The 15946-nt window shown below is 63.5% G+C and carries 9 protein-coding genes, 1 pseudogene and 1 CRISPR repeat array; of the genes and pseudogenes, 3 read left to right on the forward strand and 7 right to left on the reverse strand.

Annotation, left to right across the window (positions count from 1 at the left end; genetic code table 11):
* The first annotated feature begins 385 nt into the window (after positions 1 to 385).
* A complete protein-coding gene (locus tag HNR28_RS14450) occupies positions 386 to 1546 on the forward strand; it encodes a methyl-accepting chemotaxis protein (RefSeq protein WP_052355609.1) in 1161 nt (386 codons plus the stop codon).
* A gap of 248 nt (positions 1547 to 1794) precedes the next feature.
* Here the strand turns inward: HNR28_RS14450 and gnd are convergent, their stop codons facing one another.
* From gnd to csy1, 5 genes are all read right to left on the reverse strand, one after another.
* Complete coding sequence (gene gnd, locus HNR28_RS14455; protein WP_151023780.1) at positions 1795 to 2862, reverse strand: phosphogluconate dehydrogenase (NAD(+)-dependent, decarboxylating); 1068 nt, start codon at positions 2860 to 2862, stop codon at positions 1795 to 1797.
* 201 nt (positions 2863 to 3063) lie between these two features.
* Positions 3064 to 6455: direct repeats of the CRISPR family, unit length 28 nt; unit sequence TTTCTCAGCTGCCTGCGCGGCAGCGAAC.
* A 130-nt stretch (positions 6456 to 6585) separates the two neighbouring features.
* A complete protein-coding gene (gene cas6f / locus HNR28_RS14460) occupies positions 6586 to 7152 on the reverse strand; it encodes a type I-F CRISPR-associated endoribonuclease Cas6/Csy4 (RefSeq protein ID WP_151023779.1) in 567 nt (188 codons plus the stop codon).
* A gap of 5 nt (positions 7153 to 7157) precedes the next feature.
* Complete coding sequence (csy3, locus tag HNR28_RS14465) at positions 7158 to 8186, reverse strand: type I-F CRISPR-associated protein Csy3 (RefSeq protein WP_151023778.1); 1029 nt, start codon at positions 8184 to 8186, stop codon at positions 7158 to 7160.
* A 35-nt stretch (positions 8187 to 8221) separates the two neighbouring features.
* Positions 8222 to 9265 (reverse strand): type I-F CRISPR-associated protein Csy2, encoded by a 1044-nt coding sequence (gene csy2 / locus HNR28_RS14470; protein WP_151023777.1) that lies wholly within the window; start codon positions 9263 to 9265, stop codon positions 8222 to 8224.
* Positions 9262 to 10635, reverse strand: a complete 1374-nt coding sequence (gene csy1 / locus HNR28_RS14475; protein WP_151023776.1) for a type I-F CRISPR-associated protein Csy1 — start codon at positions 10633 to 10635, stop codon at positions 9262 to 9264. Before csy1 ends, csy2 begins: the two co-directional genes overlap by 4 nt.
* Positions 10636 to 10814: 179 nt before the next feature.
* Here csy1 and HNR28_RS14480 point away from each other — a divergent pair.
* Positions 10815 to 11097: pseudogene (locus HNR28_RS14480) on the forward strand (type II toxin-antitoxin system RelE/ParE family toxin).
* Positions 11098 to 11149: 52 nt separating this feature from the next.
* Positions 11150 to 11461, forward strand: a complete 312-nt coding sequence (locus tag HNR28_RS14485) for a HigA family addiction module antitoxin (RefSeq protein ID WP_043680630.1) — start codon at positions 11150 to 11152, stop codon at positions 11459 to 11461.
* A gap of 32 nt (positions 11462 to 11493) precedes the next feature.
* Here the strand turns inward: HNR28_RS14485 and cas3f are convergent, their stop codons facing one another.
* Both cas3f and cas1f read right to left on the reverse strand, forming a co-directional pair.
* A complete protein-coding gene (gene cas3f / locus HNR28_RS14490) occupies positions 11494 to 14889 on the reverse strand; it encodes a type I-F CRISPR-associated helicase Cas3f (RefSeq protein WP_151023775.1) in 3396 nt (1131 codons plus the stop codon).
* The gene (gene cas1f, locus HNR28_RS14495) at positions 14886 to 15893 is read right to left on the reverse strand and encodes a type I-F CRISPR-associated endonuclease Cas1f (RefSeq protein WP_043680627.1); all 1008 of its coding nucleotides are present in this window, start codon (positions 15891 to 15893) and stop codon (positions 14886 to 14888) included. The genes cas3f and cas1f overlap by 4 nt, the downstream gene beginning before the upstream one ends.
* Between the last annotated feature and the right edge of the window lie 53 nt (positions 15894 to 15946).

Here is a 15946-nt window from a genome sequence, read left to right on the forward strand (position 1 = left end):
TTGATCCGGTGGGCTGCCTGCCCTATCGAAATCCGTGGCCTCGGATCGCCGGAAATTCGGCCTGAAACAGGACAAATGAATTTTTCAGGGACGACCAATTCCATGGACAAACCCGGAGCATCTCGGGGTTTTCCCTGCGCCTCAAGCGCTTAGCGGCGGCGGTCGCAAATCGTCCAGGTGCGCCACAGCCTCCGGCTCTGCGGGGGGCCACCTTCCCGCCGCGTGATGATGAGTATTGACGCGCGGGAATGTCCGGCGGTCCGGCGGACCGATATAGTGGCTGCGCGCATCGCCCCCGGCGTCCGGCTCGCCGGCCCCCGTCCGGGCAAGCCCATAAATCGATAAAGACAGCGCCGGCCCGCGGGCCGCGTGCCGGAGACACGACATGAAGCACTTCTTTCTGACGCGCTCCCTGCGCGTCCGCCTGACGCTGTCCACGCTGACGCTGCTGCTGCCCGCCCTGCTGGCCGTCGGCGGCACCCTGTGGCTGGCGCCGCCGATGCCGGCCCCGCTGCGCGGCGGCCTGATCGGGCTGGGGCTGGCGGCCATCCTGCTCGCGGGGATGGTCTATCGCATCCTGCTGCGCATGATCCTCAATCCCCTGCTGGACGGCGGCCAGCTGCTGCACCGGATCGCCGCCGGGGACCTGACGTCCACCATCGAAGTCTGGACCCGGGACGAAATCGGACAGCTGTTCCAGAGCCTGAAGGACACGCAGGACAGCCTGCGGACCATGATCGCCATGGTGCTGGAGCGCACCGGCCACATGATCGAGGGCGCGCGCGAGATTGCGGCAGGCAACCAGGACCTGAGCGCGCGCACGGAGCAGCAGGCGGCCGCCTTGCAGCAGACCGCCGCCAGCATCGAGGAATTGGCCTGCACCACCCGGCAGAACGCGGACAACGCCCGCCAGGCCAACCAGCTGGCCGAAGAAGCCTCGGGCGTGGCCACGGATGGCGGGCACACCGTGGACGAGCTGGTCCAGACCATGGACGGCATCTCCGACAGCTCGCGGCGGATCGGCGAGATCGTCGGCGTGATCGACGGCATCGCCTTCCAGACCAACATCCTGGCCCTGAACGCCGCGGTGGAGGCCGCCCGCGCCGGCGAGGAAGGCCGCGGCTTCGCCGTCGTGGCCGCCGAAGTGCGGGCGCTGGCCCAGCGCAGCGCCGCCGCCGCGCGGGAAATCAAGACCCTGATCGAGCAATCCGCCCTGCGGATCGACGAAGGCTCGGCCCGCATGCAGCAGGCGGGCCAAACCATGCAGGAAATCGTCACGGCGGTCCGGAAGGTATCCGGCATCATGGGCGAGATCAGCGCCGCCACCGTGGAGCAGTCCGCCGGCATCGAGCAGATCCACCAGGCCATGTCGCAGATCGATGCCGTCACGCGGCACAACGCCCGGCTCGTGCAGCAGTCCGCCCGCGCCACCGGCCTGCAGGAGCGCATGGCCGACGAAGTGAAGGATTCCCTGGCCGTGTTCCGGCTGGGCGAACCGGTGGTGGAACGGGGGACGGGCTACCCCGCCCTGCCGGCGACGGCCTGAGAGCGGTTCCGGATGCCGCGGGCGCCCGGGCCGGAAATGACTGTTTTATCCACGCGGATTGTGGACAATCCCATGGACAAGTCCTGGGAGAGTCGTTTTCCTCTTTTCAGATCAATGGGATAGGTTCTCGGGCAGAAAAATGACCGTTCCATGACGAAGGCCGGCCGCGCGAAATTATCCACCCCGTCTGTGGATAAGCCCATGGACAAGCCCAGGGCTTTCCCCGATTCCAGCGGCGTGACAAAGGCTTACGATGGGTGGTTGATTTCCGTCCTCGGTTCCTCGTGGCCGCCAAAGCCCTTGCGCATCGCCGACAGGACCTTGTTTGCGAATTCCGCATTGCCGCGCGACTGGAAGCGCTCGAACAGCGCGGCGCTGAGCACCGGCACCGGCACGCCTTCGTCGATGGCCGCGTGCAGCGTCCAGCGCCCCTCGCCGGAATCGGACACCCGGCCCGCGTAGCCGTCCAGCCCCGGATCGGCCTGGAAGGCCCGCGCCGTCAAATCCAGCAGCCACGAACCGATCACGCTGCCGCGGCGCCAGAGCTCCGCGATCTCCGGCAGGTCCATGTCGTACTGATAGAGCTGCGGATCGCGCATCGGCGCCGTCTCCGCGTCGGCGGCATGGCTGCCCTTGCCCACGTTCGCGTGGCGCAGCAGATTGAAGCCCTCGGCGTAGGCCTGCATGATCCCGTACTCGATGCCGTTGTGCACCATCTTCACGAAATGCCCCGCTCCGGCCGGGCCGCAATGCAGATAGCCATGCTCCGCCGTGCCCGTGCCCGTACTCGTACTCGTGTCCGTACCCGCGCCGTTGCTGTTGCCGCGGCCCGGCGTGGGCGGGGCGGCGTCCCGGCCCGGCGCCAGCGCCGCGAACACCGGATCCAGCCGCCCGACCGCGGCGGCGTCGCCGCCGATCATCAGGCAATAGCCCCGGGCCTGGCCATGCACGCCGCCGCTGGTGCCGACGTCCAGATAATGAACACCCCGGTCCGCCAGCGCCTTCGCCCGCCGGATGTCGTCGTGATAGCAGGAATTGCCGCCATCGATCACGACGTCGTCCGCATCGAGCAGCGGCGCCAGCTGGTCCAGCACCCCGTCCACCAGGCTCGCCGGCACCATCAGCCACACCGCCCGGGGTCGCGGCAGCCGTTCGACCAGTTCGGCCAGCGAGGCCGCCCCGACGGCGCCGTCCGCCACCAGCCGGGCGACGGCGTCTTCCTGGGGGTCGTAGACAGCGCAACTCAGCCCCTTGTCCATGAGCCGCCGCGCCATCCCGGCGCCCATGCGTCCCAAACCTACCATGCCGATGTGCATTGGGTGGATCTCCGTGTTTCTCAGCTGCCTGCGCGGCAGCGTGCTTCTGCGAGATATTACCGTCATCGTCCAGGTTTTTCTTGGGAGGCCTGGGACCACGATGGGCGGGCGTCCAGCCAAGGAGGAGGGTGTTCCCGCTGTTCTGTGATTGCTTATGCGGGCGACGAGCTGATGGCAGCAGGGGTTCCGCTTCGGGCCAGGCTCTTCGGCTGCCTGCGCGGCAGTGAACCACGCCCAAGGGGTTTCAGCAGATGGGCGTCTGTTTCTCAACTGCCTGCGCGGCAGCGAACGATCTGTTCGAGCACGCCTGCGGCCGCCACCATTTCTCAGCTGCCTGCGCGGCAGCGAACCTCTGCCACGCGCGTCCGGTGAGCGCAGCCCATTTCTCAGCTGCCTGCGCGGCAGCGAACACCGAACGAGATCGTCTTGGGCACTCCGTCAATTTCTCAGCTGCCTGCGCGGCAGCGAACTTGCTGGCGGTTCACTGGTCCTCTCCGGGGTATTTCTCAGCTGCCTGCGCGGCAGCGAACTTCCCTTGCTGGCCATCGTGCTCACACTCGTCTTTCTCAGCTGCCTGCGCGGCAGCGAACAAGGCGAAAGCGCAGGCGCTGGCCCAGGCTTTTTTCTCAGCTGCCTGCGCGGCAGCGAACATGCATCGGGCCGGGAGCGGCACGTCGGCGAGTTTCTCAGCTGCCTGCGCGGCAGCGAACTGCACATACCTGCGCCACGCCCAAGACTTAGCTTTCTCAGCTGCCTGCGCGGCAGCGAACATAGCGCAGCGCATTGTTAACGGCGGCCAATTTTTCTCAGCTGCCTGCGCGGCAGCGAACTCTGTTCATGCTTATTTTGTTTTCATTGTCGATTTCTCAGCTGCCTGCGCGGCAGCGAACACCTTTTGCCTGCCTGGGCGCTGGCCGGGCTTTTTCTCAGCTGCCTGCGCGGCAGCGAACGGACCAGGGCAGCGGGCAGGCCTGGCGGATCATTTCTCAGCTGCCTGCGCGGCAGCGAACGATGGAGTGGGCGCGAATCTTAAACGGCGGCATTTCTCAGCTGCCTGCGCGGCAGCGAACGATGTCGGCCAGGTCATCATCAATTCTGCGAATTTCTCAGCTGCCTGCGCGGCAGCGAACCGGCAGGCGGCCGATGATGTCAGACATTGGCGTTTCTCAGCTGCCTGCGCGGCAGCGAACGTTGGTGCCCAGCATCGCCAGCATCGAATTGATTTCTCAGCTGCCTGCGCGGCAGCGAACGCCTTGGCCGCATTGTGCGACCTGGCCCACCATTTCTCAGCTGCCTGCGCGGCAGCGAACTTCCCAGTCCCTTCGTGAAAGGCGTAGCCGACATTTCTCAGCTGCCTGCGCGGCAGCGAACACAAACGCGCCTGAACGCCGGGCGGGCGAAGTTTTCTCAGCTGCCTGCGCGGCAGCGAACTCGATCCTGGGCTACGGCAGCGCGATCTTCGCTTTCTCAGCTGCCTGCGCGGCAGCGAACCCGTCAGCGCGTTATTCCAGCGTCGCGCATCTTTTCTCAGCTGCCTGCGCGGCAGCGAACGTATCGCGTGATCGATGAAGGTGGCCTCGCGTTTTCTCAGCTGCCTGCGCGGCAGCGAACCTGGACCCTGGGCGAAAAACGGAGATCGTCGCTTTCTCAGCTGCCTGCGCGGCAGCGAACGACGATGCACTGCTGGACGCCGACGCGTCGAATTTCTCAGCTGCCTGCGCGGCAGCGAACCTGCCATCCAGCAGCGTGACAGCAACGGGGAGTTTCTCAGCTGCCTGCGCGGCAGCGAACCTGCCATCCAGCAGCGTGACAGCAACGGGGAGTTTCTCAGCTGCCTGCGCGGCAGCGAACACCGGCCCGGCCGGTTTCGAGGGCGTGACAGGTTTCTCAGCTGCCTGCGCGGCAGCGAACCTGGGCACCAGCTACCAGCTTGCCGACGTCGATTTCTCAGCTGTCTGCGCGGCAGCGAACGCATCAGCGCAACCTGGAGGCCATCGACAAACTTTCTCAGCTGCCTGCGCGGCAGCGAACCGCATTGGCACGAGGATCATCTGGCGGGGCTTTTTCTCAGCTGCCTGCGCGGCAGCGAACTCCCTGCGTCTGCGTAACGCCGAACTCACGAATTTCTCAGCTGCCTGCGCGGCAGCGAACGGCGGCGTGATCGCGCTGACCTGGTTCGACGATTTCTCAGCTGCCTGCGCGGCAGCGAACCCAACGGTCGCTGGCTTCCAGCGTGTCCAGCGTTTCTCAGCTGCCTGCGCGGCAGCGAACCTCCCGCAGCGCATCACGCTCTGCCGCGTACTTTTCTCAGCTGCCTGCGCGGCAGCGAACGTGGCTGCGGCACGCGCATTGGCCGACACACATTTCTCAGCTGCCTGCGCGGCAGCGAACAAAAACGCGAAGCTGGGGCTCCTGCCCCGCATTTTCTCAGCTGCCTGCGCGGCAGCGAACACGCGGGGCTTTTGTTGGGAGCGACTATGCCATTTCTCAGCTGCCTGCGCGGCAGCGAACTGGTATTGGCGCAACTACCTGCTGTCCGATGATTTCTCAGCTGCCTGCGCGGCAGCGAACTCGAAGCCCGCATAAATATTGGGGTGACCGATTTTCTCAGCTGCCTGCGCGGCAGCGAACGGCTGTCCGGATCGATTCGTCCACAAATAGACTTTCTCAGCTGCCTGCGCGGCAGCGAACTATCCAGGTCGGCATTCCGGCGGACTGGGGTTTTTCTCAGCTGCCTGCGCGGCAGCGAACGTACTGGATCGCGGCGTCCTCGGCGGCGTCCAGTTTCTCAGCTGCCTGCGCGGCAGCGAACCGCCTCGGCCACGGCAGCGCCCCGCGCAGTCATTTCTCAGCTGCCTGCGCGGCAGCGAACGAAGCCAACGTTGACCCGTTCGATGGCTTCATTTTCTCAGCTGCCTGCGCGGCAGCGAACCCTTGGCTGTGCTCAAGCGCCGCGAGGGGCAATTTCTCAGCTGCCTGCGCGGCAGCGAACAGATGAAACGCGGCGCTGATCCACATCGCATATTTCTCAGCTGCCTGCGCGGCAGCGAACCCGCGTTCCTGGCGCAGGTGGGGCATGAGTCGTTTCTCAGCTGCCTGCGCGGCAGCGAACGGATCGCATCTTGACGTCCCCCCCGCCCTAAATTTCTCAGCTGCCTGCGCGGCAGCGAACGCCGCCTTACCCGACTGCCGAATAGCGAAAAATTTCTCAGCTGCCTGCGCGGCAGCGAACTGTCCGGGCTCGTCCATGGCTACATCCAAATATTTCTCAGCTGCCTGCGCGGCAGCGAACGGCCCAGCATGGGCTCATGCACTGATGTGTCGGTTTCTCAGCTGCCTGCGCGGCAGCGAACGGTTATGGGGTGGCGGGCGGGGTGCAGGACTGTTTCTCAGCTGCCTGCGCGGCAGCGAACCTACCGCGCGATGCGTATTCGTCGTCGGGACTTTTCTCAGCTGCCTGCGCGGCAGCGAACACGAAGCGTCGGATTTTTCGTAAGTGCGTCTCTTTCTCAGCTGCCTGCGCGGCAGCGAACCGGGATTTTCCTGGGCCGTGGGAGGAATGATGTTTCTCAGCTGCCTGCGCGGCAGCGAACTAGAAACAAAAACTCCTAACCTATTGATTTGTTAAAGATCTCCAGCAGGAAAGCACGAAACACCCAATTTCTTGAGTGTTTCGTAACCTACTGATTGATAAGGGGATCGCAAGAACTCCTCAGAAAAGGGTCAGAACCAGGGCAGTGTGGCCGTGCTGCTCAAGCCATAGGTATTGAACACACCGGCCACGGGCTGCGGTTCCGCGTCCCCCAAGGCCAGGAACAGGCAAAACCGCTGCGCCGTGCTGGCGCTGCGCAACTGCACATAGGGCAGGTCCGGCTGCCGTTCCACGCTGTCGGGGATGGCCTGCACCGCCTGCTCGTAGGTTTCCCCCTTTCTGCGCATTCGTCGATGACGGAGACGCTCCGCACTGGTCTTGAACTGGCGGCGCAGCAGACGGCGATGCTGGACATCCTGTGGCACGGCAGACAAAGCCCCCAACTCTACATGGTCACGCATCCCTCGCAGCCAGTCGGTGGACAGCAAGGTACTCAAGGCACTGTCGCTGCCATGCACCCGCATGATCCGCCCCAGGGTGCGCGGCTGCATGCTGTACTGAGGGAAACTGACTCCGATTGCATCTGCACCCAAGCCCACCAAGGCGCGGTGAAACTTGGCATACAAGGCCCCCAGCAGGTGGGCCTGGCTGAATTCGGGATCAGGCAGCAACCTGACGTCGATGTAGTGGGTGATCATGGGCATCACTTCCCGGCATCGCCGAACACGCCGCCCCGCACCAGCACCGCCATGACGAAATGCTGCTGCTCGATATCGGGGACCTTGTCCTTGAGCACCCAGTCATCGAACAGATTGTAGAAGTCGAGGCTCGGCTTGACCTTGGGCTGGCGATAAGCCTTGCCTTGCGTCGTGACGGAGCCATACGGCTCCACCGCGATGGGTCCCAGACCGTCCGCCCCGCTGTACCAATCATCGATGGTCCGGATGGCATTGCCCAGTTTCTGGGAATGGATGGCGGCTACGCCACCCACATCGTAGAGCGTCTTGCTCTTGTCACCCCGGCCCCGCTCCAGCACCAGTTCCTGGGAGGGGAAGACTTCCTGCCCCGCCCCGATCCGGGCGAAAGCCGTAACCTGCAGCAGGACATGACGCTTGCCCGCCAGACCGTCCGCGATCAAGGCCGCCACGGCATCCCGGTCCGCCTGCGCGCCACCCGCCTCGAAATTCCTCAGTCCCAAGGACAAGGCATCGAAAGTCCAGCTTTGCGTGACCCTCCCCCGCTCCAGCAGGGAGACGATCACGCTCACTTCTTCGGCACCGACCCGGTTGCGCCACAGGAAACGGCCATTGGCGAGGTTATGGGCATACCGGCGCGCCAGTTCGGTGAAGCCATTGGCCTCGATATAGCTACCTACCACCTGCGACAGTTTGGCCTCGTAATCCGCGTCATTGCAGGCCGAGGGCTTTCCGGTTCCCGGCAGCACGCGCAGCGTGAAGCTCACTTTCAGCGTATCGGCATCGGCCGGCAGAGCGGCCACGTCCACCGTCTGCGGATTCGGACTTTCAATCGCGGCATCCAGTTTGGCCTGATCCTGCTCGGCAGCCTTCAACCGATTGGAGATAGTGCCCCGCACGGACTTTTCTTTGATACCAACGGCAGGCCATTGCGCGGCAGCGTTGGCCTGATCGTCCCACGAGCCTGCGGCGAACAAGGCATCGGACGGGTCCAGCTTGCGCTCAAAAGCAAGGACGGAAGCGGTTTTCAACGGCATGGCAGTTCCTTTCCTGAGAAATTACTGGATTGCATTCAAAGGGTTTCCGCGCTCACCGGCGGATAAGAGGGAGATTCGTCGTCCCCATCCGCTGATGGAGACTCATAGCCACTGCAGCAGCGGTAGAGGCCGTCTTCATGGTGTTCGCCCCACCACAGCAGGTCCTGGACGCGCCGCAGTCGATGCGGACCGATCCACTGGCCAATGGAATACACGCCCTCCACGAACCGGAACGGTGTGGTCTGGTCGCGTGCATTGGCGACCTGCCCACCCGCGTATAGATCCGACAAAGCGGCATAGCCGACAGGTATGGGCACGATCCAGCCCGATCCCTCAGGCCGATCATGAGTCCAGATGACGCGATCTTTCTTGTCCCGACCACTACGGTAATTGAAACGTGACAGATCCAGCCAGGCGTCCAGCACGGTGACCTCCGGATCCTGCAGGCGCAGTTGCTCCAGACGCCGCTGCATCAGATCGTCCCGACCCACCAGGGTGAATCCCGGCAGCCACTGGCGACGCAAGCGCCGGAAAAGCGTGCGCTGATCCATTTCCTGATCCGGCCAGCCCATCAGCGCCGGCGTGACGCGGACGCCTGGCCCCGGTCTGGGCGGCAGCACCGTCCCCCCTGCAATCCGCATCGAGCCCACCAATTCCCGAATCATCCAGGCAGCTTTCCTGCGGAGGGATTCATCGCCGCAAAATAGCAGGTGGACCTCGCCTTCCTGCATGATCGCGCGAATCTGAAACACGAGGGTCAGTTCCAGATGGATGCGGCCTTCTTCAACGATGGCGGCCGTACTGCCATCCTTGGCCACCGGATTGCGGGTCAGGTGGAAGGTCCGGACATAGCCTTCCTGGACCTGCTCTTGATGCCAATGGCAGATCACCCCGATCTTTTCCAACTGCAATGGGATGTCCGCCGCCTTCAGTTTGCGGTTCAGCGCCCACATGAAGCCCAGGAAGGCCGTCATGGAAGGGAAACCATGCGTCAGGGGACTGGAAATCGCATTGGCATTCTGGACGCGCACGTGCGGTAGGACCAACAGCCCGTCAAATTCCCGATCTGCGAGGCTCATACGGTGCCCTCCCGCGTCGGAATGTAATGGGGCGCATCCAGATCGGTTCTCAGATCATGCAAGGCGCGCGCCCAGCCTGCTTCGCCCTCGTCGAGCAGCAGTTCCTTTTTCCAATAGCGCTGCTCGACCTCTCCCACGTACTTGAAATTCACCTCGAGCCGTTCATTCAGCCAGTTGCCAAAACGGTGACCGATACGGGCCGGCCAATCCATGTACAACCAGTCGCTGCGAAACTTGTCATCAGCCTCAGCACGCCAATGATCAAGCCAGAGCCGTTCCTCGTACACCAGCATACAGCGGGGGTCGGCTGTCCAGCCTTTGGGCTGGCCCCGACGGATTTCGCTGGCCATGGCCACCAGTTCGTCGATCAGATTGCCCACATAGGCATCCACTCGGTCACGGGTTTCCATATTGGATGGAGGATCCTTCTGCAAGAACCGCAGCAACGCCCTGACGTTCGCCCCCACATTCCCATACCTCATCAATACAGGGCCGAATACAGAGGTCACTCCCCAAAGTTGGCGAGGCACGTTCGGATCCCATTGAGGTGGCAGCGAACCCAGTAGGTAATTCATGCCATCACGCTTAGTATTTAAATAGGATACATTCTGTTTTTGTGCCCCGCCCAGTTTGCGCACAGCCAGCGCGGGATAGTGTCGAATGACGCTTTCGTGCTCCTTACCTTTCTGGCGCGCCTCGCGCGCCGCCTTGTTCGCATCACCAAGGTCTTCCTGCAAGGCTGTGTGGACGGACTGCGCCAATGACGTGGCATACAGGGGAGACAACAGATGGTACTGCGCATCATCGCCAGCATCCTCTCCCGTCAGCCAATACACCTGCTTGGCCAGTGCATGACTCGCCACCGTCTCTTCGCGCGCCTGTGTCAGGCCGATGAATGCCGACTGCCACTCGCACGCCTTGGCTTCGTCATCGCTCAGTGCCCGCACAGCAGCCGGGTCATCCTCTGACAACCAATCCAGCAGCGTACGGCCATCGACCTCCAGTTTCAGGAATTTATAGACATCCAGCGCCGCCGCATTGCCAACCACGTCGCTGGCAAACCCGGCTCCCAGCAAATGACTGCCCACCACCGCGTGAGGCTTCATCCCGGATGGCTCCACGAACAGGTTGGTGCCTCGCGCGTCGGGATGCACCGCCTTCAGGGCATGCGTTACCGCCTGGATCTGGCGGACACGCCGGGCGGCATCTTCCAGCCAGGTGACGGGCTGGTATTGGGCGATCAGGTCCTCCCGCTTGGGATCGTCCGTTGGCAACTTCGACAGTTTGGCTTCCAGGCGGTCTTGCAGAAAAGCCGCGATCACTTCACGGATGTGATGAATTTGTCTTGCGAGGTCTTGTGCTTTCGACATGAATCCCCCAACATAGAACTGTTTTAGGTACAATACCACTGTTTGTGAAACTTTTGAATAGGTAATCTACTGAGCAAGTAGCTGAGAAAACTGTTCGTGAGACTTTCTCGTAACAGTCATCCTTTCTGCCGCACAGGCAGCATCCCGAATCCCGGTAAACGGTATAAAATGGTGCACACATGACCATCCAATCCTTCCTCTGCGAGGAAAGCCGGAGTCTGTTCATGACTGGCAGCACCCGCCGCTTCGCCAACATCCAACGGGCGGCTGAACGCAAGCTGGCACAGTTGGACGCCGCGGCCACATTGGACTTTTTTGCGCAGCCCGCCCGGCAACCGCCTGGAAAGGTTGGCGGGAGATCGATTGGGGCGCTACAGCATCCGGATCAATGCCCAGTGGCGCATCTGCTTCATCTGGACAGACGAAGGCCCGGCAGAGGTCGAGATCGTGGACTATCACTGACGGAATACCTCGATGGCAAATGACACGTCGACAGGAACAGGAGGACTCCGACATGATCAAAAACGGCATGCGCCCCGTACATCCCGGCGAGGTCCTGCGCGAGGACTATCTGATCCCCCTGGGAATGAGCGCCAATGCGCTGGCTCGCCACCTGCTCGTCCCCGCCTCCCGCATCAACGACATCCTGCTCGAACGGCGCGGCATCACGGCAGATACCGCGCTGCGCCTGGCCCGTTATTTCGGCGGTGACGCGCAATCCTGGCTGAATCTCCAGGCCTCTTTCGATCTGCGAACCGCGGAACTGAACCCAGAGTTGCAGACGGCGCTGGCAACGCTCCGCCCCATGGAATCCGTTCCAGCATAAGCGGCGACCTGCCGATCCAGCTTCCAGTCCCGTCACCCCTTCACCGCAAACCCCAGCGCCGGATGCCAGAACCAGCCTTGCTCACTGGCGGGCAGCGTAGCGCGCGCATAGCGCTGGGCGAATGCGTCCAGGGACAGGCCCAGGGCCTCGGCCTGATCCGCCATGCAGCGCGCGAAATCCTCTTCCACACTCCAGCAACCGATCCCCTCGCCCCGAACCGCAGCGTCCGGCACATCCCAGCGCTGGCTGGCATCGATGCAAACATGAAGTTCCAGAAACCTCCGCTCGCCCTCCTCGACTCGGTACAGGCGGAGCACATCGTCCTCATCGGGCAACCAGACCACCTCCACATCGGGCTGGGGCTGATCACGGAACGGCTGCGCCTGCTGCAGGAAAGCGGTCAGCCGCGCATGGTCCCGCAACCAGAAGCTGGTGGCGTTCAATGCATGCACCCGCTCCGGCGGCAGCATCTGATGCTCCATCCGGACATGTTCGAGATCGACCAGATTACCGGCGGGCAGGCGATCCGATCCGGCGCGCGCAACGATTCGCGGCCGCGCGTCGATGGGCATGCGCTGATCGCCATCCAGCCAGGGCGCCAGCAGCGCCGTCAGACGGTGCGGCCGCAGGGGATAGTCCGGACTCTCGAAACCCGGTCGGCAGAAAGCAGGCTGGCCCGGCCTGTCGAAATGCTTCAGATTGCTGTCGCACACCAGCAGATTGGGCTGTGACACGGCCTTGTCACGGCGATGACGCCACACCCGGCCCGCGAGCTGAATCAGCGACCGCATCGAAGAGGGCTCGACCACGGCCCAGTCATAGTCATGATCGCGCCCGACTTCGGTCACGGGGGATCCCAGCACCACGAACAACTGATCCCGGGCCTCCACCGCGTCGATGCGCCGGCGCACGTCGGGCAGGTCGAACACGGCGGCCTCCTGACGCCGATCCAAGGCGGTATCCAACAAATGTTCGATCCGGGATCTCAGGAACAACGGAAACCGGGCGTGGTAGACGCACAGATGGACGTGCACTCCTGGAGGCGCCCCGAGGCGGAACAAAGCCAGGGCCACCTCGAACAACGGGTCGATATTCGCCATGCGGATCAGGCCGAAGCTGATCCGCTTGCCACTATGCGGGTCTTCGGTGCAATGCACGGCATGCAAATCCAAAGCGGCATCCCGCAGGAGGCCGGCAAAGGCGCCCCGACGGCTCGCCTGATCCAGCTTGCCCAATTCCCCAGGTAACGGCAGCAGGCGGACCATGCGACGTACCGCCTGCTCTCCCAGCCGCCGGGCACGGTCCGCAGCAAAAGTCTGGTGCGCCTGACCGAATCGTTCCGTATCCGGACAGTCCGCGTGGGTCTGCGCGAATTCATCGATCCAGAGGCAACACACGGAGGGCGCTTCCGACGGCCGGGCACCGCGATTGCGCTGGAACCAGCGGCGGCCCTCCAGGTAAGCCATAAACAAGCCCTGGATCAGTGCGGGCGGCAAGGTCGCCGAGGACACCAGGACACGCGCACCCAGCAAGCCCGCCCAGTGCACGAGACGAGCCAGCGCCGGCAGGTCGGACAGATCGAAGTCGTCCGGCTCATCCAGCACCAGGTCTCCCGTCATCAAACGCAGCATGGGCACGATCTGGCGGCCACCCCGCAAACCCTCCGTGGCCGGTGTCAGATGATCGACGGTGCAAACCAGCAGGGGCGCCGCCAGAAAGCGCCGGACCCCGGCATCCTTTCCCAGATGATCCAGCACCGGATGGCGGTCATCGCCGTCGTAGACGACATGGGTGGTCTCGTCCAGCAAGGATTGCCGGGAGGCGGAACCGCTGTCTTCGGCAAGCTGCGCGTAATACTCGAACAGCTCGCGGCTGGCCGCGCCCCCGACCCGGATGGCCAGTTCGTCATCCGGCAGGCCCAGGTCTTTCTGAAATACCCGGCCCGTCTGCAAGGTCAGGGTGCGCAGGCCGACGGCGAATGCGCAGCGCAGACCCAGCACGGGATCGGCCAGCGCATTCATGATCCGGGCGTTTCCCAGTGTCTTGCCGCAGCCGGTCGATGCCATGTTGACGATGAATGCACCCTGATCCGCCGCGCGCGAACGCACCCCGGCGGCGAGATCAGCCGCCTTGTCCTGCCAGCGGAACGCAGGATTCAGGCTGCGTTTTTTCAGCCCCTGGTGCCCGGCCAAATGGCGCAGATCCCGCGTCAGGACCGGCAGTGAATGCACGATCCGGCCCGCATGCAACTCGACGCCCAGCAGATGCTCGTCCAGCGGCTGCAACAATGCGCCGGTCTTGCGCCGGGTATTGGCGAACAAGGGAAAATCCTTCTCTCCCGTGGTTCGATCCTCTTCCGCTTCCAGGCTGGAATAGTGATGATCCCCCAGCATCAAGGCCAGGCGCGATACATGCATGATGTAGGGATCGCCCAGGCAGTCCTCGATCCCCGGCAAATCCCCCAGCAGATCCCGGGCGATGCGCGCGGCCCGCTTGCGCCATTTCAAGGTTCGCACCGGCAAGCCGTGGAGAAATTTCCAATAGGGTTCGATCTTCCTTTTGGATATTGCCGGCTGCTCGCCCCAAGGCTCGTTCCAGTCCGCGTCGATCTGGCTCAAGACGGCATCCAGGGTCCGGCCATTCACCCCTCGAGGTGATCGGCCATGCCATAAACGGGTCGACTCGAGGGACTCGCTTGCGCTGTACGGCAGGGCGGGCAGGCGGTGGTGCGTCAGCACCAGCCAGGCCACCGCCCGAGCCAGGGGAGGCAGACCCTTGTCCGATGAAGCGAACGGCTTGTTGTCGCGCGCAGCCGCATCCAGGCCGTCACGCAACAGGCGGCCTTTCCTATGATCCAGCCAGGGAGCCTCGAAACGCTCTCCGTCGACGTTTTCCCCGCCCCCATCGATCAAGCGCCGCAGCCACCCTGCGTCATCATCCTGGCCGACAAATGCCTGGAACAGGCGCACGGAGACCCACTCATGGCGATAGCGGTTCCTTTCCTGGGGTGCTTTGTGCTGCAAACGCTCTTGAAAGGACTGGGTCGCCTTGCCCAGGTCATGCAATAGCGCGGCCAGGGCGGCAATTCTGCGGATCGTCCGCAGGCTGTGCCAATCATTCTCGTCGTCGCGCCGCAGGACGTCGCTTGCGGTCGTGTTCGTCGGCACGGCGCCTTCGGCGTTGAACTGCCGGGCATCGCCGACGATCCACAGCAGTTCGCTATGATCCCGGCCCCGGATCCAGTGACAGGCCACGGCCGTGTTCTTGCGCGCCGTCTGGCGCAGCAGCTTCCTCAGGGTATCCAGACCTGCCCGGGTCATCGCGGTCTGCCAGGTCCGATCGCCCCGCCGCTCGGCAAATTGATCCAGGATCCGGCGTGTTTCCGTCAAAGCCCGCTTGCTGCATTGGGAAACCAGCAGGACATTCATGCCTTGCCTTCACGGCCCGAAGCGACTGGAGCAGCCTGGCGGGCGGCCGTCATGGCGATGTCCTTGACCGCATCGATCATGAAATCCAGGGACTCGCCGCGCGTCAGCGCCTCGATGCAGTTGCGGCGGAACTGCTGCTCATCATCGCCCCGCATGGCGGACAGGAAAGCCTGTGGCAGGATGCAGGCGTCCTTCACCAGATCCGCCACGTCGAACACCAGCCCACCGCGCCGTGTCTTGCCGTGCAGGACCGCCAGACCATGCGGCAAGCCCAGCACCCAGCATGCCGTGGCACCCAGCCCATAGGCAAGATAATTGCCATGATCCAGGAAACGGTTGGCGGGATCGACGCCGGACCCGCGTTTGGCGCGCGTAAAATCCTCGCCATAGCCAACCGCATCGACGGCCAGCTTGAACAGCGCCTTGGTCAGTCTGGCTTCCTCGGTCAGCAGATCGACTGTTTCACCGGCCTGATCCACACGCCGCGCGCTCTGCGCCAGCAAGCCGTCCAGCCGCTCGACATTCACATTGAAGCCGGACTCCCGCAAACCCGCCTGGCGCCACTCTGCGCCCAGACGTCGGATGCGGGCCTGCTGCAGAGCCTTGGCGGCGACCAGCCGACGGGCATCATCGAACCAGAATTCCACCCATGCCTGCAGGTATTCCGTCGGCCGGTATTCACTTTGCGGACTGAGCCAGGCGACCTCGACGTCGACTTCGTTGGCGGAGAACAAAGGCGTCCCGCCGCCTCCGCAGAAGCCCACCAGCACGCCGGCCTTGGCCAGTTCCCGCATCGCGGCCTGGGTGATGGAAGTCCCTGTTCCCAGCAAAATGCTGGTGGTGTTGGCGATCGGTATGTTCCAGTACAGGGAACGCTTGCCCGCGTCCGTCACATACTCGACGCGGCCTCCGTTGACCAGCACCCGGCAATGCTCCAGGCAGTAGATATTGGCCCGCTTGGAGTGCAGGATCGTCTTGAGGTCGGAAGCCGCGATATCATCCATGAATCCTTTTGTAACACAAAGGACGAGGGCCGCGTAGAAAACTCTGAGGGCCA

The organism is Castellaniella defragrans, from assembly GCF_014203015.1.
In the GTDB taxonomy this organism is placed as follows: Bacteria; Pseudomonadota; Gammaproteobacteria; order Burkholderiales; family Burkholderiaceae_B; genus Castellaniella; species Castellaniella defragrans.

Bases quoted from the DNA above. Each gene is read 5' to 3' on its own strand.
- gnd (WP_151023780.1), bottom strand. From the start codon at position 2,862: ATGCACATCGGCATGGTAGGTTTGGGACGCATGGGCGCCGGGATGGCG.
- csy2 (WP_151023777.1), bottom strand. From the start codon at position 9,265: ATGAGCCTCGCAGATCGGGAATTTGACGGGCTGTTGGTCCTACCGCAC.
- HNR28_RS14485 (WP_043680630.1), top strand. From the start codon at position 11,150: ATGATCAAAAACGGCATGCGCCCCGTACATCCCGGCGAGGTCCTGCGC.
- HNR28_RS14450 (WP_052355609.1), top strand. From the start codon at position 386: ATGAAGCACTTCTTTCTGACGCGCTCCCTGCGCGTCCGCCTGACGCTG.
- cas1f (WP_043680627.1), bottom strand. From the start codon at position 15,893: ATGGATGATATCGCGGCTTCCGACCTCAAGACGATCCTGCACTCCAAG.
- cas6f (WP_151023779.1), bottom strand. From the start codon at position 7,152: ATGATCACCCACTACATCGACGTCAGGTTGCTGCCTGATCCCGAATTC.
- csy1 (WP_151023776.1), bottom strand. From the start codon at position 10,635: ATGTCGAAAGCACAAGACCTCGCAAGACAAATTCATCACATCCGTGAA.
- cas3f (WP_151023775.1), bottom strand. From the start codon at position 14,889: ATGAATGTCCTGCTGGTTTCCCAATGCAGCAAGCGGGCTTTGACGGAA.
- csy3 (WP_151023778.1), bottom strand. From the start codon at position 8,186: ATGCCGTTGAAAACCGCTTCCGTCCTTGCTTTTGAGCGCAAGCTGGAC.